A 22314-nucleotide genomic window follows, 5' to 3' on the forward strand; every position below is an offset into this window, starting at 1 on the left:
TGAGAGGATTCACAATGACAGCCGCAGGCCGCCATGATTTATCTTAACGTTAAGATAAATCATGGCCGGTGTTAAGCCGTAGCGCACAACCCGACAACATAACCTCAGCAACTACAGGTGATTCATGCAGGACCATATTGATTTCGTTGTCAGCCAGTGGGACAGCGCGATGCCCGAACTCGACGCCTCTTCTATGCAGATTTTCGGCAGGATGCTGCGTCTGATGAAACATCTGGCGAAGGCGCGCAGTCAGGCGCTGGAGCCTTTTGGCTTTCAGGAAGGTGAATTTGATGTGCTGGCTACCCTGCGACGGGCGGGTTCACCCTGGCGTCTGTCGCCAACCCAACTCTATCAGTCCCTGCTGGTCACCTCCGGGGCGATGACGAATCGTCTGAACCGGCTGGAACAGCAGAATCTGATTGAGCGTGTGGCTGCCGCAGGGGATAAGCGTAGCCTGCTGGTCGGGCTGACACCCCACGGGCAGCAGCAGATTGAACGCGCACTGGCGATCCACACCGCCACGCAGGAGGCCGTGCTGGCACCGCTGACAGCGAAAGATCGCGCTGAGCTGGAAAGGCTGCTGAAAAGCTTACTGCTGGCGTTTCCCTGCGAAGCGATGAATTAAAAATGTCTGGCAATGCCAGGGTGCCGTTCACAGTGAACATGACCTTTTGCGCTCGCAGGCGCAGGTACGATGCTCAGCAGGCCAGGCATAAATTTTGCTGAACGGCGTGACCCGTGCGCAGACTCTGTGGCAGGATACGCGGCCTGCGTCCTGCCCTATCCGGCAGACTGATTTTCACCCAACGCGTGACTGACATGACAAAACTCAAATTCATTCTTCCCCTCCTGCTGATTCTGGCCGCCGCGGCCTGGTGGCTGATGCCGCATGAGAGTGATGAAGAGACGGCCTATTACATCGCCGTGTTCTGCGCCATCAGTCATCAAGATGAACAGCAGCTGGCGCCGCAGATGCAAAAGGTAATCGAGGGCAGTAATTCTGACTATGCGCTGCAGAAAAACAGTTATAAACCCGCGCTGGGCAGCAGCGTGATCGGTCGCTGGCGGCAGCTGACGCCTGATGCAAAACAGCGCGCCGCAGAAGACAGCGCGGCCTGTCAGGAATTATTAAAGCGCTGATCGCTCTCTCTCGCTAAAGCAACATCTCTGCCGCGGCAGCCCCGCGTGCGAGATAGCCAATGTGATAGCTCTCCTGCCCGTCTGCTGGAGGCTGAACGCTGGCCGAGATCTCCACGCCCTGCCAGCGGCTGATGTCCCAGGCATTGAAGTCTCCCCTGACCGGCAGTGCCGCCAGGTCGAAGTGGAGAGCGATCGTCCAGCGCTTCAGCGTCATAAACCGCGCGTCGGTCAGATGCCTGACCACAGAGTGCCCCTCAAACGCCAGCCAGCTTTCGATGATCGGCCAGCCAAAGTCACTGACCAGAGTGGCAAAACCGGGACTTTGCAGGAAGCGCTGCATCGCACTGGCCTCCTGCCAGAAATAGAGCGGTGCATAGCGGTTTTCATGCAGCGTGCCTTCACTCTGACTGCTGTAAAGAAACGCCTTTGCCACCAGCCCCGGAAATCCATCCAGCCGGGCGCCATTCTGTCTGATGCGCTCTTTGATGATCGCCATGTCATAATCCGCTGGCAGGGTAAACCGGTAGTGCATCGCAATCATCGCGCCTCCTCCTCTGCCAGCATCCGGCCACCGCTAAAGCTCCACTCCTCGGTGCTGTTGAACTGAAGAATGATCATCACATCGTCAGGGTCGATGGCCATCTCCGCCTGAAGCGCCGTGCAGAGCGCGCGATAAAAGCTCTGCTTCTGATGCCGGGTGCGTGGCCTGCCCGCCAACACCTGAAACAGTACAAACCTGTCACTCCGTCCGCCGCTCAGGTAGTGCCGGTCAAAGACCCGCTGACTGGCCGGCAGCCTTTCTGTCACCTGAAAGCAGTCACGTTCAGGCACATCAAATTCTGCAACCAGCGCCTGCTGAAGGAGGATGGAGAGTTGCTTCAGCGCGGTGTCACTGTAACTCTCACCTAAGGTAATCCGGGTAAATGGCATCAGGCATTCTCCTCCAGATAGCTCAGGGCGGTAACCGCGGCGGGCCAGCCGGCATAAAAGGCCAGATGGGTGAAGCTCTCAATCAGTTCCTCCTGCGACAGCCCGTTTTGCCGGGCGAAATCGATGTGCCAGGGCAACTGCTGCACACGTCCCAGCGCCGTCAGCGTGGCCAGCGTCAGCAGGCTGCGCTCTCGCGGAGACAGCACGCCGCGCTGCCAGATATCTCCAAACAGCACCTGCTGCGTCAGTTCAGCCAGTTTGGGCGCGCGCTGCGCCAGGGTTTCCCGATCCAGTGAATTTTTCATTGCGCTCTCCTGTGTTGTCAGCGAGAGTGTCGCCTGAGGATATGATCCTGAAAATCAAATTAATCAGCACCTACCATCCACGTTAACAGGACAGTCATGAATAAAGTGCCCGAGTGTCTCGATATGGATGCGCTGCGCAGTTTCGTGGCGGGCATTGACGCAGGCAGTTTTGCCTCCGCGGCGCAGCACCTGTGCCGATCGACGTCCGCCATCAGCGCACAGCTTAAAAAACTGGAGCAGCAATGCGGAACAGCACTGGTGATGAAAAAAGGGCGACACCTGCAGCTGACCCGCAGCGGTGAGCAGCTGATGAGCTACGCCAGACGCCTGCTGTCACTGAATGATGAAACCTTGCGGGCCGTGCGAGGCGAAGCATTGCAGGGTGAAATACGCATCGGTATGCAGGAGGATTTTGGCGAGGCGATGATGCCCGCGATTTTGGGCGCGTTTAACCGGCAGCACCCGGAGGTGATGCTGACCGCCCGCGTCGACAGAAATCTGCCACTGCTTACGGCGCTGGCGCGTCATGAACTGGATCTTGCCCTGCTCTGGCAGGCGGAACCGCAGGCTGGCACGCCGCTGATCGGTCAGTGTCCGTTAGCCTGGATTTACCATCCGGACATTGACCTGGCGGGCATGTTACAGCGCGGCGAGCCTTTGCCGCTGGTGGTGTTTGATGCGCCGTGTGTGATGCGTTCGCGTGCCATCGACGCGCTGGACGCAGCCGCTATTCCGTGGCGGGTGGTGTTTACCAGTCACAGTCTTAGCGGGATCTGGGCAGCGTTGCAGGCCGGTCTCGGCGTGACGCTCCGCACCCGCGCCGGTATGCCCGACAGGCTGGTGACGGAATCACAGCGGCTGCCCCCGCCTGGCACGCTGGGCATCGCGCTCGCCCGCGCAGATCGGGGCGAAGATCCGGCGCGCACGCTGCTGCAGCAGCTGATCGCTGAAGCTGCTCTGCCGTTTGTTCAACGCTGACCCGCCGTCAGAATGCCCGCGTAATCAGGGAAGCACAGTACTCCGCAGAGACGTCACGATCGCCGAACAGAATATGGTACATGACGGGCGCCACCACCACATCCATGACGCGATCGATGTCAAAGCCCGCTTCGCCCCGCGCGACAGCTCGGTTGTGCAGGGTTTCAAGATGCTGATAGGTAAACCCGCAACATTTCTGGCTGGCCTCCTCCGCATGACTGTTCATCACGTCGGCCAGCATGTCGCGGCCGACTTTTGACGACATCTCTTCCGCATACTGCTGGATAAACAGGGTAAGATCGCCCTTCATCGACCCGGTATCTTCCGGTTCAGCAATGGGCCGCATCCGCGCTACTGCCACGTCGGCCAGCAGCTGCGTCAGGTCGCCCCAGCGCCGGTAAATCGTGGAGGGCGTCACGCCTGCCTGTTCCGCTATCATCGGCACCGTAATCGCGGAACGGTCAAGCGTCTCAAGCAACCGGTTCACGGTGTTGTGCACTTCCGCCTGAATACGCGCACTGCGCCCGCCCTGTCGGACCATCTCCCTCGCCATCTTTTCCTCCTGTCTCATCAGCTTCAGATGTAAAATTAAAGCAACGAAATTGCATTAACGGATTATCGCAGTGTACCGCATCTGAAATTTTACAGGCGTTAAAGCGTGCTACCGAAAGAGGAAGGCGCGTTGCCTGCTCTGAGCCAGTCGCTGCGGGTCAGGGTAAACATCAGGCTCGGCGAGAAGCCTTCCAGATCGTTGACCTTTTTCAGGAAGGTTAATCCGGCTTTCTCCAGCACCCGCCGCGAAGCGAGATGATTTTCGCGCACCACACCCGTAATGACGCTGAGTTCAGCTTCTTCAAAGCCATAGCGTATGGCCCGGCGGGAGAGTTCGGTGGCATAACCTTTTCCCCAGGCGGCTGGCTCAAAACGATAGCCGAGATTATTGGTCTGACGGCCATCGAACTGGCTTCTGAAGACGCCGCCAAAGCCGATAATTTTTTCCGGGTTCGCTTTTTCAAATATCGTCCAGTCGCCAAACCCCTGTTCCCGATACCCCTGCAGGATGCGCTCCATGGACTGCAGAGCATACGATCTGTCGGGCCACGGGCCGCGCGGATTAAATCTGTGTGTTTCAGGGTCGCTGTAGATTCTGAAGAGGTCGTCAATATCTTCCTGGCGGGTAAATCTGTAGAGCAACCGCTCTGATTCCCAATACATTTTCTGCTCCTTGTGGGGACGGAATACGCCGCGGCTTACTTTTATATCAGCAATGTCTTTGGTAACCAACACCGCGCAGGTCAGCCTCCTCTCAGGAGAGAGCAGCGGAGTGCCTTCAGCGCTTTACAGACGGGCCGGTATCACAAATGACAACATAGCTGTTCTGACGCTGCGGTTATTAGTGTTAAATTTCTGTTTCATCTGACGCGCCCCGACGGTGGCGTGTCGCCACGGCATCATGGACATTCTGACTGATGAAGAGGATGGAGCCACATGACGGAACAGAGCAGCGTCATCACTGAACTTACCGAACTTGAACGTCTTTACGGCACGGTAGCCCGGCCGTCGATCGCTAAGGTGACGGATCATATCCACCCCGCCTATCGTCCGTTTATCGACGCTTCGCCGTTTGTTGCCCTGGCCACATCGGGACCTGACGGGCTGGATGTGTCACCGCGCGGCGATCCGGCCGGCTTTATCGACATTGAGGATGACAGAACACTTCTGCTGCCAGACCGGCGCGGCAACAACCGCATCGACAGTCTGCGCAACATTCTGCATGACAATCGGGTGGCGCTGCTGTTTCTGATCCCCGGTATTGGCGAGACGTTGCGGGTAAACGGCACAGCCGCAATCAGCACCGATCCGGCGCTGCTGGAACGTTTTGCCGTCAACAACCAGCCGCCAAAAACGGTGCTGCGTATCGCCGTCGACACTGTTTTCTTTCAGTGCAGCCGGGCGATTCTCCGCGCCGGACTCTGGGATGTGACAACGCAGATCCCGCGGCAGAGCCTGCCCAGCACCGGCTCCATTCTCCGGCAGATTGCGGAAATTGATGGTGACGCTTATGACAAAGCGCTGCCAGAACGCCTGAAGAATTCGCTCTATTGATCCTTCGTGCCTGCCGATCGCTTTTCAGGGATCAGCAGGCTCATTGCTGAGAGCAGGAAGAGATTGCGTCAGGCGAAGCGCGCCAGAATGCTCTTTGCCTGACTGTAGTCGTAAGAGGTGACTTCAATCTTATTTTCGCTGGGATCGTTGAAATAGACCGACATCGACACCTCATGGTCACTGATGCTGAACGGGATGCTGTTCTCTCTCAGGACGGGAATCAGCGTGCTGAATGCCGGGGCGGCCACGCTGAACGCGACGGTATGGCCGGGATGCTGGGTAGTTCTGAGGAAGAGAGAGAGTGATGCTCTGTTATTCCTGATAACCCGCGGCCCACCCTGTTCAGCCCAGAAACCGAGCGAAACATCGCGTGAAAAGCCCAGCACTGCGTTATACCACTGTTCGGCCTGTGCAATATCTTCAACGTACAAATGAATATGATCGATCTCCGCTATTTTCATGTTCAGGCCTCCTCAAACCCGGTTTCCGGGATACTCACTTAGATTGATTTAATAACATTTCCCCCGCCTCTGGCCGTCTCAGCGTCAGATGATCAATGCGCCGGAGAGGCGTGTCATTCAGACAGCAGGATTCGTTAAAGCAAAGATATTGCATTAAGCCCTGAGCAGGCGTATACCTCTTTTAAAGCTAATATTTTGCATTAAGGGACTTATCATGACCCATGCTCTGACGCCTCAGGCCGCAACCCGCACCACGATCTTCAGCTTTACCAGCGCCGCGCTGATCTCCGCCACCAGCAGTGCGCCCACACCGCTCTATCCCCTTTACCGGACTCTTTTTCACCTGACGCCGACGATGCTGACGCTGATTTTTGGGGCCTATGCTTTCGCGCTGCTGGCGGCGCTGCTGACGGTAGGGAAAGTGTCCGACTATACCGGGCGACGTCCGCTGATGTTGCTGGCGCTGGCGCTCAACGCCATTGCCCTGGTGATCTTTATGACCGCCGGGTCGGCGACAACCCTGATTGCAGCCCGTCTGGTGCAGGGGTTTGCCACGGGAATTGCGTTACCGACATTCGGTGCCAGCCTGCTGGATGCCAGCAAAACACGCGGGCCGCTGCTCAACTCGTTTACCGCGTTTCTGGGGATGACGCTGGGCACCCTCGCGGGCGGCATTCTGGTGAGTCTGGCCCCCTATCCTACCGTAACGCTGTACGCACTCCTGTTGTTACTGATGCTGATTGCCATGGCACTGCTGCCGCTTATCCCTGAAACCATTTCGCCTCAGCCGGGCGTGCTGGCCGCTCTGCGCCCTCAGGTCAGCATACCGCGCCGTGCGCTCGGCCCGTTGTTGAGAGTGGCACCGGTGAATATCGCCACCTGGATGCTCGGCGGTTTCTACCTCTCTCTGATGCCCACAATGGTGGCAAACGCCACCGGACTCACCTCGCCCTTCATCGGCGGCTCGGTTGTTGCGACGCTGATGCTGAGCGCAACGGCAGCGGTCTTTCTTTTTCGTCCGCTACCGCCCGCCCGCGCACTGGTCATCGGGACGCTGATGCTGATGACCGGCGTGAGCGTGACGCTGACCGGCCTTTCGCTGCATAGTGTGGCCTGGCTTTATATCGGCACCGCCCTTGCGGGCCAGGGGTTTGGTTCTATTTTCGCTAACGTGCTGAAAATCATCATGCAGTTAGCGGAAAGTCATGAACGCGCGGGCCTCTTCTCTGCCTTTCTGATCAAAAGTTATCTCGCGTTTGCCCTGCCCGCGATTGCCGCCGGTATTGTCGCGCCGCATCTCGGACTGACCCGGACGGCCTGGTGCTACGGGATGACCATCCTGGTGCTGGCGATGGTGTCGCTGCTGGCAGTAAGAGGCCGTGCGCTGGCGGGCGCAGCCGGTTCCTGATCCCGGGATGACGCGGCCGGTTAGCAGCCGCGTCATCCACAATCGGCGATTTTCACTTACACTCAACGCATTAATGACTGGTGCAGTTGCTGTGCGATGCCGTGAGAATGATGCCGAAATCCCAATCCGTTCCGGTCCTGGACCGCTTTTCCCCTGCTACCCGGCGCTGGTTTTCTGCCGCCTTTAAAGCCCCGACCCCGGTACAGCAGGCGGCTTGGCAGGCCATCGCCAGCGGAGAGCATGCGCTGGTGATTGCCCCTACCGGCTCAGGAAAAACGCTGGCCGCCTTTCTGACCGCCATTGATGCGCTGTTTCAGGTCCGGGCAGAACAGCCCGCACCCTCACGTGAAACCACGACCCGCGTGCTCTACATTTCGCCGGTCAAAGCGCTGGCGGCGGATGTGCAGCGCAACCTGACGCTTCCGCTTGACGGCGTCTGTGCTGAGCGGCAGGCGCTGGATGAGCCCGCGATCACCCTGACTGTCGGAATGCGTTCCGGCGATACGCCAGCTGCAGAGCGCGCCCGGCTGCTGCGCCGCCCACCCGATATTCTGATCACTACCCCGGAATCGCTGTTTCTGATGCTGACCTCAAAAGCGCGCACGACGCTGCAGGGTGTCACCACGGTTATTGTTGATGAAGTGCATGCTGTAGCGGGTTCGAAGCGCGGCTCTCAGCTCGCCCTGAGTCTGGAGCGGCTGGATGCACTGCTGCCGCGGCCCGCTCAGCGCGTGGGACTCTCCGCCACGGTGCGGCCGGTTGAGCGTATCGCTGCATTCCTGGGTGGCTGCCAGCCCGTCCAGGTGGTTAACCCCTCCTCCGATCGCACCCTGCACCTGACTATCGAGGTGCCGGTGCCGGATATGACGGACATCGCCAGTGACAGCGACCTCAGCGGCGAAACGCTGTCAGCCAGCGGATCGATATGGCCGCATATCGAAGCACGCATTCTGCAGCAGGTGATGGCCCATCGCGCCACGCTGGTGTTTGTTAATTCGCGAGGGCTGGCTGAAAAACTCACTGCTCGTCTCAATGCGCGTTTTTTTGAAAGGCAGGCGGCGGCGGAAGATCCGGATACCGCAAGCAGCGACAGCCATGCTGACCCTATCGCCCGCTCGCATCACGGTTCCGTTTCCAAAGAGCAGCGCGCCGGGATCGAATCGGCCCTCAAGCAGGGCAGCCTGCGCTGCGTGGTCGCCACCTCCAGCCTTGAACTTGGCATCGATATGGGGCCGGTGGATCTGGTGATTCAGGTAGGCGCTCCGCTCTCGGTCGCCAGCGCTCTGCAGCGCGTGGGGCGAGCCGGACATCAGGTTGGCGGCATGTCAACCGGCATCCTGTTTCCCCGGACGCGACACGATCTGCTGGATGCCGCTGTTACCTTACAGTCGATGCGTGCCGGCCAGCTCGATGCGCTTAGCCCGCCCCTTAATCCGCTGGATATTCTGGCGCAGCAGACGCTGGCAGCCGTTGCCATGGACTCCCTTCAGGCCGAGGCATGGTACAGCCTCGTCTGCCGGGCCGACCCGTTTCGCGGGCTGTCGCGCCGCCTGTTTGACGCCACGCTGGATATGCTGGCCGGGAAATATCCCTCGGATGGTTTCGCGCAGCTACGGCCACAGCTGATCTGGGATCGTGAGAGCGGTCTGCTGAGCGCGCGTCCCGGCGCTCAGCATCTGGCCGTGACCAGTGGCGGCACCATTCCCGATCGCGGCATGTTCAGCGTGATGCTGCCGGAAGGCGAAGAGCAGGCTGGCTCACGTCGCGTCGGGGAGCTGGATGAAGAGATGGTGTATGAGTCGCGCATCAATGACATCATCACTCTGGGCGCCTCCTCCTGGCGGATTCAGCAGATCACGCACGACCAGGTGGTGGTGGTGCCTGCTCCGGGCCGTCAGGCTCGTTTGCCCTTCTGGCGGGGAGAAGGGGTTGGCCGGTCGGCCGATGCCGGAGCCAGCCTCGGGCTGTTTCTGCGCCAGTTGAATAACGTCTCCCCGGCTGAGGCGGAGAAACAGCTGCTGTCGCTGGGCCTGAATCCCCATGCAGTGACCAATCTGCTGGCCCTGCTGGCGGATCAACGCACCGCAACCGGCGTCATCCCGGACGACCGCACGCTGCTGATCGAACGCTGCCGTGATGAACTGGGTGACTGGCGGGTCATTCTCCATTCGCCGTGGGGAAAGCGGGTCAATGCTCCCTGGGCACTGGCCATTGCCGCACGTATTGAGCACCGGATGGGCCTGGATGCCTCTGTGGCGGCCAGCGATGATGGCATCGTCGCCCGCTTCCCCGCCAGCGAGGAGGAGCCACCGGGCGCGGAACTCTTTGTCTTCGGGAGTGACAGGCTCACGCAGATTGTTACAGAGAGTGTCGGTCACTCTGCGCTGTTCGCCGCCCGCTTTCGTGAGTGTGCCTCGCGCGCGCTGCTGCTGCCCAGGCGCAATCCGGGCAAGCGTTCCCCGCTCTGGCAGCAGCGGCTGCGCGCCGGTCAGTTGCTGGCGGTTGCCAGCGCGCATGATGACTTTCCGATCCTGATCGAGACCGCACGCGAATGTCTGCAGGATGTTTATGACCTGCCTGCCCTGCACCATTTAATGGAGCAGATAGCGCAGGGCGAGGTGCAGTTCAGCGAAGTCACCACCGGACAGCCCTCCCCTTTCGCCGCTCCGCTGCTGTTCGGTTATGTCGCTGAATTTATCTATGCCAGCGATGCCCCTCAGGCGGAACGTCGTGCCTCTCTGCTGTCACTCGACAGCAACCTGCTGGGTGAACTGCTTGGCCAGACCCGCAAGCGTGACCTGCTGGAACCCGCTGTCATCGTCGGGGTTGAACAGGCTTTACAGCGCCGTGATCCCCGCTATCAGGCACAGCACGCCGAAGGCATTATCGATCTGCTGCGCGATCTTGGTCCGCTCTCCGTAACGGAGATACGGGCACGCTTCAGCGGGGATGCACAGCAGGTCACCGGGGCGTTAACGCAGTTTGCGGCTGCGCGGCGCATTATTCCGGTCATTATCGCGGGTGAAGATCGCTGGGCCGTCATTGAAGATGCTGCCCGACTGCGCGATGCGCTGGCGGTAGCGTTACCTGATGACCTGCCAGCAACATTTCTGTTACCACCCGCTGCCCCGCTGCATGATCTGATCGGCCAGTATGCACGCACCCATACGCTGTTCACCACCCGGTCACTGGCAGCCCGCTATGGTCTGGGTGTCGCCGTGGTGAATGAGGTACTGCTGACCCTGCTTCAGCAGGGCAGCCTGCTGAATATGGGATCGGCAGCAGGCGAATCGGAACCGGCGTGGGTCGCCGCCGATATCTTCTCGCGACTGCGACTGCGTTCACTGCAATCAGCACGTGAAGCCACGCGCCCTGTTCCGCCCGCTGTCTGGGTCACTCTGTTGCTGGAGCGCCACGGCGTGCTGAATGAACGGCGTCAGGAGCAGCAGGGTGCCGAGGGCGTGTTGCGGGTCATTGAGCAGCTCGCCGGCGTGCCGTTACCCGCCTCGCTCTGGGAGTCGCAGATCCTGCGCGCCAGAGTGGCCGACTATCAACCCGCCATGCTTGATGAACTGCTCAGCCGTGGCGAGGTGATCTGGTGTGGTCATAAGGCGCTGGGCCACAACGATGGGCTGATCTCGCTGCACCTGACGGAATGTGCCGCGGAGACGCTGCCGGTCATTGACACCATCCAGCCTGTCACGCCCTTACAGCAGAAGGTTATTGACGCACTCAGCCGGGGTGGCGCCTGGTTTGTTCACGAGATCATGGCGCAGCAGGGGGAGGCAGAGTTGCCGTCTGACAGCCTCTGTGAGGCGCTGTGGCAACTGGTGTGGCAGGGTTATGTCACCGCAGACAGCTGGATTGCGGTACGGGGCCTGCTCACGACACCCGGTGCATCCCGTGCGCGTCCGGCACGTACCCTGCGCACGCGTTTTGGCCAGCGCTTTACACCTGGCGCGCTGACAGCCCGCAGACCGGCGGTCAACACTCTGGCCGGACGCTGGTCGCGGCTCCCGCGTCAGCCGGTTGCGCCTGCCCGACTGGCCCTGTCGCTGGCGGAGAACCTGCTTGACCGCTATGGCGTGATCACCCGCGGCAGCGCGGTCGCTGAACAGGTCCCGGGAGGGTTTCCGGCTCTGCAGCCGGTGTTGCGCAGTATGGAAGATGCCGGCCGGCTGTTACGCGGACGTTTTGTCGACGGTGCGGGCGGTGCACAGTTTGCCGATCATCAGACGATTGAACGACTGCGTAAGCTGGCAGAGAACCCGCTCGCTGAGGCTGACGCCGTCGTACTGGCGGCACCCGATCCGGCTAATCCGTTTGGCGCGATGCTGAGCTGGCCGGTTCATGGCAGCGGTACACGCCCCACCCGTCGTCCGGGCGGACGCGTGGTGATTGCCGGTGGCGCACTGCTCCTCTACCTGACCCCCGGCGGTAAAGAGTTACTGACCTTTACCGACGATCCCGCACGGCAACAGGCGGCGGTGGCGGCGCTGGGTGCGGCGCTGCAACGGGAAAACTCCGCCATGTTTACGCTGGAGCGGGCAAATGGCAAACCGGTAACCCAGTCTCCCCTGCTTAACGCTTTACGCCACGCCGGTTTTTCGCGGGTGCCACAGGGTCTCAGCTGGTATAGCTGAACACCTGCCGGATCGCTGAATCACCATTACACTTAATCGACATCCACGCAGGAGGTTTTCATGTCAGATACCACCATGACTTTCAAGTTAGGCGATCGCGAAGTTAACCGTCTTGGCTATGGCGCTATGCAACTGGCCGGGCCTGGCGTGTTTGGCCCGGTTAAAGATGAAGCGCGCGCGATACAGGTTTTACGTGACGCTATTGAAGCTGGCGTCAACCATATCGACACCAGCGATTTTTATGGTCCGCACGAAACCAACAAATTAATCAGGAAGGCGCTCCATCCCTATCCGGAGGATCTCTGTATTGTCACCAAAGTGGGGGCACGTCGTGATGCCAGAGGCGGCTGGCAGGCGGCGATGGAGCCGGAGGCGCTGACCCAGGCCGTAGAAGATAATCTCCGCCACCTGGGCCTGGACGTTCTTAATGTGGTGAATCTTCGCAGTATGCTGCATCCGGCTAAACCCAAAGAGGGCTCTCTGGCCCCTCAACTGGAGGCACTGCTGGCGTTGCAGGCGCGCGGGCTGATTCGCCACATCGGTCTGAGTAATGTCACGGCTACGCAGATCGCTGAGGCCAGAGCGATGACGCCGATTGTCTGCGTGCAGAACATGTATAATCTCGCGCATCGGCAGGATGATGAGCTGGTGGATCAGCTTGCTCAGCAGGGCATCGCCTGGGTGCCTTTCTTCCCGCTGGGCGGTTTTTCTCCCCTGCAGTCGGAGCAACTTAATGAGGTGGCTGCGTCCCTGAACGCCACCCCTATGCAGGTCGCCCTGGCCTGGCTGCTGCGACGTTCGCCCAATATTCTGCTGATACCGGGCACCTCCTCCCCCGCGCATCTGCAGGAGAACCTCGCCAGCCGCAGCCTGGTGCTGTCAGACGAGGTGATGGCAAAACTGAACACACTATAAATCCCGGCCTGCACGCTGCAGGCCGGTTGTGATGCTGCATTCAGAAGTCACTGAGGCAGGCCGCCAGTGGGGGCCTGTCACTGCAGTCAATGTGATGCGTAATGCGCGCGATCATGTAGGGATAGAACGGGTTAGAGGTCGCACGCATAATCGAGTCCAGCCCCACGATCAGCACGGCACTCTCACCGCGCAGCGACAGCGTGCCAAAACTGATGCCGAATTCATTTTTCCTTTCAGGCGCACTGCCATACAGCCCATCCTCCGCCGGAAACGGAATAGCGACATGTGACAGAGAGTAGAGGCCGGCAGGATAGTCGATCGCCAGCGGCGCCCTCTTCTCCTTAGTCTCTCCCGCAGGCACGCTTCGGGTCACCATTTTGAGCGAGGTGGGTGATGCGTTGGTGATGAGGGTCGTGGCGTAATCCCGACGCGCCTCTGGCAACAGCTGACTGACCGCGGTGTAGGAGGAGCGGCGGAATAACGGACTGACGCTGACCGCCTGATTGATATCAAACAGCACCAGCTGACTGCCATTTTCCGGCAGGTAGTGATAGAGCGATCGGATGACCGAAGGCGTACTCACGGTTGAGTCCATCACGGACTGAAAGGTCAGCACCGGCGGGAAATCTGACAGTCGCTGGTCACGGGCTTGCTGCTGAATCTCCTTCTGCAGCGCCTGCGTCAGCAGCCAGGTCTGGCGGGCTGCGTGTATCGGGAAGGAGTTATATTTAAACGGGTTAAACTCCGGCACGATGTTCAGCCAGGCCGTTTTCGAAAAGGCCGGCAACACAGCGGGCAGACCGGCCATGCCCGCGAAGCGGGCAAAACGGGTTACGCCGATCATCGGCGATAACAGAATCAGCTGCTGCGGCTGACGCAGCGTGGGATCATTTTGGATGTCGAGGGCATATTTTACGGCCAGCGCCCCGCCGTTCGAGAATCCCACCAGATGCAGAGGCGTCTGCTTGCCTGCCAGCCGCGTCGCCTCTCTTACCGCCAGACGTGTCGCAGCCATCCAGTCCTGCCAGTCAACATCGGTCAGCCCTGCGGGCACCGTACCGTGACCCGGTAACCTTATTGCGACCGCCACATAGCCCTGCTGACGATACACTTCTGCAACGTGCCGCAGGCTATAGGGACTGTCGGTCAGCCCATGCAACAGGACAACGCTTCCACGGGGTTTGCCGGTCGGGTGCAGAATATAGGAGCGGTTCCAGTCCTGAGCAAAATGGCCCGGATAGATCATGCTGTCGGCAGAGTAGCGGTTGAGCGGGGTTTTCTCATCATCGCTGAGCCGATCAGTGACCTGCTGCTTCATCTCATCGAACAGCCGGTTCTCTGCTCTGAGATAGTCGGCATAGCTCGCCTTATCGAGCGCTTCAACGGTCAGCTCATGCGGGACCCAGGTATGCCAGCGCTGTAGCTCAGGTCCGCGTTCTGCTTCATAGATACGAAAAATCAGTAACAGAAGTATCAGCCCCCCAGCCACCAGGATGACATGCCATAGCCTGCGGGAAATGGTTTTCAGCTTCCGGGTCATAGTTCCTTTCCAGAAAAATCAGAATGTACAGCGAACCCTGCGAACGGCACATTGCCGTTACTGTGATGGCCGGGAGTATGAGTAAACGGCCCGTTCAGCACCTGAGACTCTCTGAATAAAAGCGCGACAGAACAGCAGCGTTTTCTGAACCCTCCGCGCGGTGAACCCCTTACGATTGGTGTGCAGAGCAGATGACAAGGGAGTATAGCGCAGCGCCTCAGGCATTCTTTGTCTGCGGTCATGCTTCATCGGACTGACCGTTTCTGTAATAACTACCGGGAGAGTAATGCGTTGTTTTCTGGCGATTTCAGCCTGAAATCGCCAGAGCGGTATAAAAACAGACCACACCTCTATGCTGATTACAGTGAACGTTTATTGTTCTGACGCATCAGTCGGAGGAAGAAAAAGGCAGATTGAGGGGAATGCGGAGAGGAAAACCGGATTCGGCGCGTGTGCCGAATCCGGGGGTGGAATTATCAGGCTTCAGCCGCTTTCTGCTTTTCGCCAAACTTCTCTTTCATGTGCGATTCGATCTCTTCCAGACTCTTTCCGCGCGTTTCCGGCACCATCGCCATCACGAAGATAAGCGATCCGACGTTAATCGCGGCAAAGATAAAGAAGGTGGTGCTGCCGGCATATTCCATGATCGGCGGGAAGCCAAACGCGACTACCGCATTGAAAATCCACTGAAGTGACACTGCACCGCCCGTCAGGACGCCGCGCAGCTGCATCGGGAACAGCTCCGACATCATCAGCCAGTAGACCGGCGAGATGCACATCTGCATGCAGAACAGGAACAGCAGAATACAGGCCAGCGCCAGATAGCTCTGCATCAGGCTGGTGCTCATAAAGGTCAGCACGCTGCCCAGCAGAATCTGCGCGGTGACAACCAGGCAAAGTCCGGTGATCAGCATGGTGCGACGCGGGAAGCGACTGATAGCCCAGATGCCGACAAAGGTGGCCAGTACCGATACCACGCCATTACCGATGGTGGCGGCGATCGAGGCACTGGTGCCCAGACCGGTCGACTTCAGGATAATAGGCGTGTAGTACATAAACCCGTTGACGCCGGTGAACTGCGCGACAAAGCCCAGACCGACGCCGATGATCATCAGCCGGATGACCCATTTCTCACGGATCAGGGTTTTTGCATCAGGACCCCGCTCTGCCGCCCTCGCCTGCTTCTTCATCTGCGCCATCTCATGGCGCACCTCACGCGGCGTCTCGCGCAGGTACTTCAGGATCTTTTTCGCCTCTTTCAGTCGGCCTTCCGCCACCAGCCAGTGTGGTGATGCAGGCACAAAGAAGGTGCCGATAAACAGCAGAAGCCCCGGTACCATCGCAATCGCCAGCATATAGCGCCACAGGTGCTCATCATGCAGCAGATAGCTCAGCAGCGTACTGGCAACGTAGGCGACCAGCTGCCCGGTAACAATCATCAGCTCGTTACGGCTGACCAGTGGCGCACGCAGGCGCGGCCCGGCAATCTCGGCGATAAACACCGGCACAGTCGACGAGCCACCGCCGACAGCGATACCCAGCAGGAAGCGCATTGCCACCATGACGTTGACCGAAGGCGCCAGCGCAGTTCCCAGTGAACCCAGCACGAAAATCACCGCCAGTGAACGTAACGTAATACGGCGACCAAAGCGGTCAGAGAAGAAACCACTGAGGAAAGAACCGATCGCGGCCCCGAACACCAGCGAAGAGGCGACCAGTCCTTCGGTGAAGGAGTTAAGCCCCAGCCCGCCCTGAGCAGGCGGGGACGTCATATAAGGTAATGCACCTGAGATAATGCCGGTGTCGTAACCAAAAGCCAGCGCTCCCATCGTCGCCACCAGTACCACCAGAAAAATACGCTGGCGAACCGTATCGGCTGGCGCGTGGTCGCCTGTATCACCCGAGTCTGAAGTATTAATACTCATCATATCCCTGTCATAAAAGTTAAGCGGCCCGCCTGATTAAATTTCATACGGACCAGAAATGGAACATTCGCACCAATTGTGTAAAGAAGTGTAGACGGTATTCTGGAGTTAGCTCTGGCAAGGCACTTTTTATAAAGCGTGACTTTTAAAACAGGTTAATCAGCGTGATAGTCGCGCTGACTGACTAACCCTCTGCCGGTGTGATGACATCGCTCATGGTGATGCTGTCCGGCGGATACCGCGTCAGCTGGCTGGCTGAAATGTGCATTTTTCGATTTTATCCTGACAACCCTGGATGACACCTGAACGGCCTTTTACTGATTGCAGTGGACAGCGCAGGTGGAATATCTCGGGTTATGACCAGATTGGATGATTGCGCTACCTTATCGATGCCAGTGGCCAGGGGCGAAGTGTGGCGGTAAGTGCAAAGGGACAGCCGTGGGAAGGAGGGCGTAAAGTCTGTCGTTGCAGTCCCCGGAACCGTTGACTTCCCGATTCACTGTAAACAGTAGCAGGCTTATTGCCGGAGAGAAAAGTTATCCACTTTTTCTGTGGATAACTGAGGGATATTTTCTGAGTATCTTTTCATACTGGCTGAGCTTCATCCGGCTATGACTCAGACAGGCTTCGTTTCTCCTCCTTTCTGTTCGTTTGTAAACACCACGCTGGTGACGGGGTAGTGGCGCAAATGGCGATTTCAGGCTGAAATTCTCAGTACATAAAGATTAAATACAACGGGTTAAGGGCAGAATCACCACGCAGACAAGCGCACTTTAACTGAAGGTTCGCCTGGCGGCGCTGAATAATTCTGAGCTAAGGCACGACGACTCAAAATCAGTCGGGCCGGGCTGGTCACTAATGAAGCACCTTAGCGACAGCAGTATGCCGTTACGCTGACCAGGCGGCCCGAACCGGAGCAATAAAAAGTTAAAGCAGAGAAAGGCGAGGTTATGCCCTCAGCGTAAACCAGGCGGCAACGAAGCGCGCGTCAAAGGGGCTGATGACGTGGCGATTTCATGACGGTTGAAAGCAGAATCTTCATGAATAAACACATTCTATTCAACAGGTTAATCATTATCCACACGCTGAAATCATGGCGATTTCAGCCTGAAATTCGGCTTCAGGTCGTCTGTCAGACGGCGTATGAAGGTTAAACCGTAAAAAAAAGCCAGCCCCGAAGGCTGGCTGATGAGAAAAGCGTGAACTCAGCGATTGAGATATTTTTTTAGCGTCTCGGCGATGACTTTATCCAGTTCTTCCTGCAGCTCTCTCGACTGCCGGTTAAACTCATAGCTGAACATCCGGCCACGCACCTTTTTGCGGGCAAAGCGATCTTTGTCAGCAAATGACCAGAGCGCCACAGAGTGCGTTTTATCTTTCTCCGGTTCCTTGATCAGCGTCTGGCTTCCCTGACGAATCAGTCGCAGGATGTGATTTTTAATCTCATCCTCCGCCAGACCTTCGCGGGCGCACACCACATCAATTTCCATCGAGATGGCTTCAATCAGCGCCTCTGTGCTTTGTCCTGACTCGTTCAGCTTCTCCGCTGCCTGTAATAACGCCTTATAGTCCGGATAGGTGAGTTCAGCCTGATTAGGGAATAGCGAAATCAGATCGGCAGGCACGCTGGCAGCCTGAAGCGCACGCGTGACTTTTGCCTGAGACAGCCCCTGATTTTCGGCAATCTCTTTTTGGGATAATCCGCCATCCTTCAGCGTCAGCAGCCGCATCCCCACTTCACGCAGGTTATGCTCCCGGGCCGTCTGAATATCCTGCGCCAGTCTGCGCGCCTCATCGGCGGTGACAGGCGATTCGGTTATCAGGACATCTAAGCCAGTCTTGCAGTAAAGCGCAGCGGCACGGCGACGTGAGCCGTCAAGGATCTCAATGCGTCCGTCACGCATCACACCAATCGCAGGGAAAAACTGCTGCAGTTTGATGGTGCGGATAATGTCACGCAGGGAATCCGGTGTCAGTCCTGCCTGATCGCGTCCGTTGGTTTCCATCGTGACAAAAGTTTTGCTTTCAACATTGCCTGCGGCAATGCGTTCAAAACGAAACTGCGCACGCTTGCCGGTGGCCAGCACGAAAGTCTGGCTGTGCTGGCTGTCAGGTGCATCATTTTCCAGTGGCGTCTGGCTGAAGGTTCTGCCAATCGTGATTCTTTTTGCGCTCATACAAACCTCAGTTCAGGCGAATAAATTCGATACGGTCGAAAACGGCTTTGGCAAAATCCTCTGCGGCGGAGCGCGCATTTTTCAGGGCTTCGCTGCTGCCAACGTAGGTCGACGGGTTCGCGGAAATGACCGTATCAAAGGATTCACCACAACGTTCGAAACCATCCAGGCGGGGAAGGGCTGCATCAAGCATATCGCCACCAAAAATCTCTTTTGCCAGGCTGTGGCAGAGTTTATGGTCTGCTTTATTTGAGAGCTTGGACATAAAGCCGATGTTGCCCTGTAAGCGGCAGGTTGCGCCAGAATCTTCAATAATCGCGATCAGCTCTGGCAGGCGAGTCAGATACTTAAGCGTTGAGTGGAAGTCAACCTGGGCCGGAGGAACCGGCGTCATCAGCAGGTCAGAAGCTGCGATGGCGTTCTTGAGAAACGCATCCAGATGCGGCCCGCTGTCGACAAAGATGAAGTCATAATCTTTTTTCAGCTTAGCGATAACGTTGTCATACAGCACGGCATGAACGTTCTGCTGTGGCAGATGCTCAGCGCAAAGCTCATCCCAGCGCGAAGCGATAAAGGCATCGTCAATCGAGGCTGGCAGCACATCTACACCGGGAATGATTGAAGGAACGATAAATTCATTAACCAGCTCATCCCGCGAGACATTCTGCAGCATCGCCTGCGCAGCTGTCGCTTCCACCAGCCCTACCGAGCGCTCGTGGTTCAGAAACATCGTGGCTGAGGACTGCGGATCGAGGTCAATAACCAGGATACGCAAATCTTCAAACAGCAGATGGGGGTGGGCGCGCAGGGCGTGCGCCAGCGAAACGGTAGAAACGGTTTTGGAAACGCCGCCCTTCAGATTGCCGACAAAGAGGGTATAGGCCTCACCATGGCGGTCGCGATACTTTGGCACGCCACGATGATGATAAATATCGATAATATTCTGGATCGACATGGCGTACTTAACAGACGTCCCTGCGGCGCGTTTATCAAACTGATAGCCACTCTCTTCCATCTCATTGACGGCATAATCGACGCTGGCTCGGGTCAGTTTAGGCAACTTGGCTAACGCCGCCTTGGCGTAGACCTGATAATAGGTATTTTCATGCAGTTCCTGCTTCTGCGCCTGAATCTGCTCGGTGAGACTGAGCAGCATGCGTTCTGAACGCTGTGCAACTTTCATCACCTGCTTGTCGTCGTTAGCCATAGTTGCTCCAGATATGTAGGATTTACGACTTTATACAGAAATCCTGCACATGAGGCAATAAATTATCTTCTCAACACAATCTGCGTTTTTATGTAACAGCACGGGTGATAGTGAGCTTCATCACACTATTGCTGCAGAGCGGAACGATACTGTGCGCTCAGAAACGGAAACATTCACTGTAAGCAGCACAACGTTCACTGTAATGAGTGAACCGCTTAAGGGTTTGCAGTGAATTACTGCAATGACATGGAAGAGGGTAATAGCAGGAGGGATGGGGAGATAAGTGGGAAACATTCACTGTAATCAGCAGCAGCCTAATCACAATGCCGGTAACGATCGGCTGGATGGCGCGCCAGATCAGAATTGTGCAACCTGCAGATATCTGCATCCAGAGGGAAGAGTCGCTTCGTGGCTCAGCCAGCACAAAGCAAAACGTTCACTGTAATCAGTAGCGTTCAGTCTGCCGACGATGACCAGTCTGATGTTCACTGTAATCAGCAAGGGGAGGTTATAGGCCATGTCAGGCAGAGAGGGCAGGGCAAAGATTCACTGTAATCAGCAATAGTCTGCAGACCTTCTTCGCGGAGGGTAAACATGACGCGGAACAGCAGATAATAGGTGAAACTGTCACTTCAGCGGCGGATAGCTAACTGCGTGTGGCTGGTAACGTTCACTGTAATCAGTCGCGTCCACTGTGGGCTACTATTCACTGTAGTCGGTAGTTGAACAAAGTCCAGGCTGACATTCACTGTAATCAGCAAAAATGTCAGATCCGGTTTGGCTGCTGTAAGGATTAATCAGGGCCCTGCCTGACGCAGTAACTGACAACCTCCCTGAAAAGGTATCTCTGATTTCCCTGCTAACGTTCACTGTAATCAGCAAACAGGAGCAGGAATTGTTTGTTAACTACCGGGCATTCACTGTAATCAGTACAACATTCACTGTAGTCAGTACAACGCTTCCGCTCGTCTCCTGATCAGCATGCAAGCTTCAGGCAGGCGTCAGAAACATTCACTGTAATCAGTAGCGGTCACGCAACGTGCCGCAACCCTGTATCACGGCAGCCTTAGCCTTTAACTGTTCACTGTAATCAGTCACGCAACCCTGCTATTCCGGCCCTGGCGGCAGAGGATCACAGCGCGCTGAACCGGTGCATCATCATCACGCTGCTTTAAAGCAGGGAGAGACTCCTGCATTCACTGTAATCAGCAGCAGGTCAAAAGAGGACGGTTTGGAACGTTCACTGTAATCAGTAAACGTCAGCACAGAAAGGATGCCTTGAAATGTATGTGAGTACACACTTTCTTCTAAGGGTCTGAAAAGGTGGAACCTGCAGGAAAAGGATTATCGCTGTTATCGTTCTGAGAGGTAAAAGGCTACTGATTACAGTGAACGTTGCTGAATACAGTGAATGGGTGGTGGTGACTGATTACAGTGAATGGTCAGGAGAGGCTCGCTTCCCACCGGCAGCGGGAAAGTGACACTGCCACGCGGTCTGCTGATTACAGTGAACGCGAGCCGTTAGTCATCAAATTCGATGTCATCCAGGGAGTCGATACTCTCCAGATTGCTGATGCCATCCAGCTTTGGCGTACGACTGTGGATAATAAAAAAGACTGAGCGACCACGCTTTACTTCTGAATAGTCCAGATAGCCAATCTCTTTCAGCTGCTCCATCGCACGTCGTACCACGTGGTTCTGCGTCGTGGTCTTGGAGCCCAGATTCAGGCGCATGCGCAGGCGTGCCAGGGAGATAGGGGCAGGATTGGTGGGCAGACTCTCCAGGAAGGTATAGAGCGCCTGAGCAGACTCCTTGCGCTTCAGACGGGATATCGCGCGCAACTGAAGCAGGACTTTATGATCAAAGTTATAGAGTTCGAACAGCTTTGGGTCAGCCTGAATACGCACGATATCTTTTTCGCGATCGTAATAAGCAGACTGAACAAGGTGGGTGTGATACGCCTTGCCATTGCCTTCAAAGGAGAGGGTATTAGTCGCGATACGGCGTAACGACGCGTCCAGGCGCTTACGCAGTGCGGCTGAAGAGTTTGCCGAGGGAATGCCGCACATCTTCACAAAGTCGATAAAGGGGAGTGTGACGGTATCGCCTTTGGTGGGATAACGGGAGAACGACTGAATGATGCCCGCCCAGGTTTTGAAATCGTTATCCATATCCAGCCGCGCGCCGGTAATGGTAATCTTTTCGTAACCTTCGGCTTTCACCAGCGTCAGGTTCTTCAGCTCTTTAGTCGCATCCGTTGAGGCCATCGCACCGGATTTACCGCGAGCCGTCGATTTCAGGGTCGGCACGAACAGTCCCAGACGCATTAAGGCGACCGGCTGAACGGTATTATTCTTGTTGGGATGAAGCTGAATAACTTCACCACTGTTTTTGGTCACTGACAGAAAAGGTTCTAGCAACGCTTTGTTTTCATTGTCTTTATCTGCCATGGCGTAGGATCTTCATTCTGTGGATGAAAGGGATCATTTTCTGACTACAGTGAACATTAGCACTGTTTACAGTGAACATGCTACCTGGTACAGTGAATAAAGTACTGATTACAGTGAACACTTTACTG

Annotated in this window: 18 protein-coding genes; 7 read left to right on the top strand and 11 right to left on the bottom strand. The window is 57.0% G+C overall.

Going from position 1 to position 22314, the window contains the following annotated elements:
* Window positions 1–124 precede the first annotated feature (124 nt).
* Window positions 125–625: a MarR family winged helix-turn-helix transcriptional regulator gene (locus F3I47_RS14250; protein ID WP_150029236.1), complete on the top strand. Its 501-nt coding sequence runs from the start codon at window positions 125–127 to the stop codon at window positions 623–625.
* Between the two features lie 194 nt (window positions 626–819).
* Complete coding sequence (locus F3I47_RS14255) at window positions 820–1140, top strand: hypothetical protein (protein ID WP_150029237.1); 321 nt, start codon at window positions 820–822, stop codon at window positions 1138–1140.
* A gap of 13 nt (window positions 1141–1153) precedes the next feature.
* On the opposite strand, the gene F3I47_RS14260 is transcribed toward F3I47_RS14255, so the two are convergent.
* Genes F3I47_RS14260 through F3I47_RS14270 form a run of 3 tightly spaced genes read right to left on the bottom strand, consistent with a single transcriptional unit; the run spans window position 1154 to window position 2375 of the window.
* Window positions 1154–1681 (bottom strand): DUF4865 family protein, encoded by a 528-nt coding sequence (locus tag F3I47_RS14260; RefSeq protein ID WP_150029239.1) that lies wholly within the window; start codon window positions 1679–1681, stop codon window positions 1154–1156.
* The gene (locus F3I47_RS14265) at window positions 1678–2070 is read right to left on the bottom strand and encodes a tautomerase family protein (RefSeq protein ID WP_150029240.1); all 393 of its coding nucleotides are present in this window, start codon (window positions 2068–2070) and stop codon (window positions 1678–1680) included. Before F3I47_RS14265 ends, F3I47_RS14260 begins: the two co-directional genes overlap by 4 nt.
* Entirely contained in the window at window positions 2070–2375 is a 306-nt protein-coding gene (locus tag F3I47_RS14270; protein ID WP_150029241.1) for a carboxymuconolactone decarboxylase family protein, read from the bottom strand. The genes F3I47_RS14265 and F3I47_RS14270 overlap by 1 nt, the downstream gene beginning before the upstream one ends.
* 96 nt (window positions 2376–2471) lie before the next feature.
* Between F3I47_RS14270 and F3I47_RS14275 the strand changes: the two genes are divergently transcribed.
* A complete protein-coding gene (locus tag F3I47_RS14275) occupies window positions 2472–3353 on the top strand; it encodes a LysR substrate-binding domain-containing protein (protein WP_150029242.1) in 882 nt (293 codons plus the stop codon).
* A 7-nt stretch (window positions 3354–3360) separates the two neighbouring features.
* On the opposite strand, the gene F3I47_RS14280 is transcribed toward F3I47_RS14275, so the two are convergent.
* Together F3I47_RS14280 and F3I47_RS14285 are read right to left on the bottom strand one after the other, a co-directional pair.
* Complete coding sequence (locus F3I47_RS14280) at window positions 3361–3906, bottom strand: TetR/AcrR family transcriptional regulator (RefSeq protein ID WP_058957261.1); 546 nt, start codon at window positions 3904–3906, stop codon at window positions 3361–3363.
* Between the two features lie 98 nt (window positions 3907–4004).
* Window positions 4005–4568 (bottom strand): GNAT family N-acetyltransferase, encoded by a 564-nt coding sequence (locus F3I47_RS14285; protein ID WP_150029243.1) that lies wholly within the window; start codon window positions 4566–4568, stop codon window positions 4005–4007.
* A gap of 273 nt (window positions 4569–4841) precedes the next feature.
* Between F3I47_RS14285 and F3I47_RS14290 the strand changes: the two genes are divergently transcribed.
* Window positions 4842–5459, top strand: a complete 618-nt coding sequence (locus F3I47_RS14290; protein WP_150029244.1) for a pyridoxamine 5'-phosphate oxidase family protein — start codon at window positions 4842–4844, stop codon at window positions 5457–5459.
* Window positions 5460–5527: 68 nt separating this feature from the next.
* Here F3I47_RS14290 and F3I47_RS14295 read toward each other — a convergent pair whose 3' ends face one another.
* The gene (locus F3I47_RS14295) at window positions 5528–5920 is read right to left on the bottom strand and encodes a VOC family protein (protein ID WP_150029245.1); all 393 of its coding nucleotides are present in this window, start codon (window positions 5918–5920) and stop codon (window positions 5528–5530) included.
* A 214-nt stretch (window positions 5921–6134) separates the two neighbouring features.
* Between F3I47_RS14295 and F3I47_RS14300 the strand changes: the two genes are divergently transcribed.
* From F3I47_RS14300 to F3I47_RS14310, 3 genes are all read left to right on the top strand, one after another.
* Complete coding sequence (locus tag F3I47_RS14300) at window positions 6135–7328, top strand: MFS transporter (RefSeq protein ID WP_150029246.1); 1194 nt, start codon at window positions 6135–6137, stop codon at window positions 7326–7328.
* Window positions 7329–7438: 110 nt separating this feature from the next.
* A complete protein-coding gene (locus F3I47_RS14305) occupies window positions 7439–11971 on the top strand; it encodes an ATP-dependent helicase (RefSeq protein WP_150029307.1) in 4533 nt (1510 codons plus the stop codon).
* A 60-nt stretch (window positions 11972–12031) separates the two neighbouring features.
* Window positions 12032–12886 (top strand): aldo/keto reductase family oxidoreductase, encoded by an 855-nt coding sequence (locus tag F3I47_RS14310; RefSeq protein ID WP_150029247.1) that lies wholly within the window; start codon window positions 12032–12034, stop codon window positions 12884–12886.
* Between the two features lie 40 nt (window positions 12887–12926).
* On the opposite strand, the gene F3I47_RS14315 is transcribed toward F3I47_RS14310, so the two are convergent.
* The 5 genes from F3I47_RS14315 to F3I47_RS14335 all read right to left on the bottom strand — a co-directional run bounded on the left by F3I47_RS14315 (window position 12927) and on the right by F3I47_RS14335 (window position 22186).
* Window positions 12927–14426 carry a carboxylesterase gene (locus tag F3I47_RS14315; RefSeq protein WP_150029248.1) on the bottom strand — a complete coding sequence of 500 codons (1500 nt, stop codon included), beginning with the start codon at window positions 14424–14426 and terminating at the stop codon, window positions 12927–12929.
* Window positions 14427–14902: 476 nt separating this feature from the next.
* The gene (locus F3I47_RS14320; protein WP_009092748.1) at window positions 14903–16351 is read right to left on the bottom strand and encodes a sugar porter family MFS transporter; all 1449 of its coding nucleotides are present in this window, start codon (window positions 16349–16351) and stop codon (window positions 14903–14905) included.
* Between the two features lie 1205 nt (window positions 16352–17556).
* Window positions 17557–18528 (bottom strand): ParB family protein, encoded by a 972-nt coding sequence (locus F3I47_RS14325; RefSeq protein WP_150029249.1) that lies wholly within the window; start codon window positions 18526–18528, stop codon window positions 17557–17559.
* Window positions 18529–18535: 7 nt separating this feature from the next.
* Window positions 18536–19735: an AAA family ATPase gene (locus F3I47_RS14330; RefSeq protein WP_009092746.1), complete on the bottom strand. Its 1200-nt coding sequence runs from the start codon at window positions 19733–19735 to the stop codon at window positions 18536–18538.
* A 1521-nt stretch (window positions 19736–21256) separates the two neighbouring features.
* Window positions 21257–22186 (bottom strand): RepB family plasmid replication initiator protein, encoded by a 930-nt coding sequence (locus tag F3I47_RS14335; RefSeq protein WP_009092744.1) that lies wholly within the window; start codon window positions 22184–22186, stop codon window positions 21257–21259.
* Window positions 22187–22314: the final 128 nt, after the last annotated feature.

This window comes from Pantoea sp. M_10 (genome assembly GCF_008631515.1).
Classification (GTDB): Bacteria; Pseudomonadota; Gammaproteobacteria; order Enterobacterales; family Enterobacteriaceae; genus Pantoea; species Pantoea anthophila.

Coding starts and splice junctions, on each gene's coding strand:
- F3I47_RS14255 (WP_150029237.1), top strand. CDS start 820: ATGACAAAACTCAAATTCATTCTTCCCCTCCTGCTGATTCTGGCCGCC.
- F3I47_RS14320 (WP_009092748.1), bottom strand. CDS start 16,351: ATGAGTATTAATACTTCAGACTCGGGTGATACAGGCGACCACGCGCCA.
- F3I47_RS14265 (WP_150029240.1), bottom strand. CDS start 2,070: ATGCCATTTACCCGGATTACCTTAGGTGAGAGTTACAGTGACACCGCG.
- F3I47_RS14300 (WP_150029246.1), top strand. CDS start 6,135: ATGACCCATGCTCTGACGCCTCAGGCCGCAACCCGCACCACGATCTTC.
- F3I47_RS14305 (WP_150029307.1), top strand. CDS start 7,439: ATGCCGAAATCCCAATCCGTTCCGGTCCTGGACCGCTTTTCCCCTGCT.
- F3I47_RS14325 (WP_150029249.1), bottom strand. CDS start 18,528: ATGAGCGCAAAAAGAATCACGATTGGCAGAACCTTCAGCCAGACGCCA.
- F3I47_RS14310 (WP_150029247.1), top strand. CDS start 12,032: ATGTCAGATACCACCATGACTTTCAAGTTAGGCGATCGCGAAGTTAAC.
- F3I47_RS14315 (WP_150029248.1), bottom strand. CDS start 14,426: ATGACCCGGAAGCTGAAAACCATTTCCCGCAGGCTATGGCATGTCATC.
- F3I47_RS14250 (WP_150029236.1), top strand. CDS start 125: ATGCAGGACCATATTGATTTCGTTGTCAGCCAGTGGGACAGCGCGATG.
- F3I47_RS14285 (WP_150029243.1), bottom strand. CDS start 4,568: ATGTATTGGGAATCAGAGCGGTTGCTCTACAGATTTACCCGCCAGGAA.
- F3I47_RS14260 (WP_150029239.1), bottom strand. CDS start 1,681: ATGATTGCGATGCACTACCGGTTTACCCTGCCAGCGGATTATGACATG.
- F3I47_RS14330 (WP_009092746.1), bottom strand. CDS start 19,735: ATGGCTAACGACGACAAGCAGGTGATGAAAGTTGCACAGCGTTCAGAA.
- F3I47_RS14275 (WP_150029242.1), top strand. CDS start 2,472: ATGAATAAAGTGCCCGAGTGTCTCGATATGGATGCGCTGCGCAGTTTC.
- F3I47_RS14280 (WP_058957261.1), bottom strand. CDS start 3,906: ATGGCGAGGGAGATGGTCCGACAGGGCGGGCGCAGTGCGCGTATTCAG.
- F3I47_RS14335 (WP_009092744.1), bottom strand. CDS start 22,186: ATGGCAGATAAAGACAATGAAAACAAAGCGTTGCTAGAACCTTTTCTG.
- F3I47_RS14290 (WP_150029244.1), top strand. CDS start 4,842: ATGACGGAACAGAGCAGCGTCATCACTGAACTTACCGAACTTGAACGT.
- F3I47_RS14270 (WP_150029241.1), bottom strand. CDS start 2,375: ATGAAAAATTCACTGGATCGGGAAACCCTGGCGCAGCGCGCGCCCAAA.
- F3I47_RS14295 (WP_150029245.1), bottom strand. CDS start 5,920: ATGAAAATAGCGGAGATCGATCATATTCATTTGTACGTTGAAGATATT.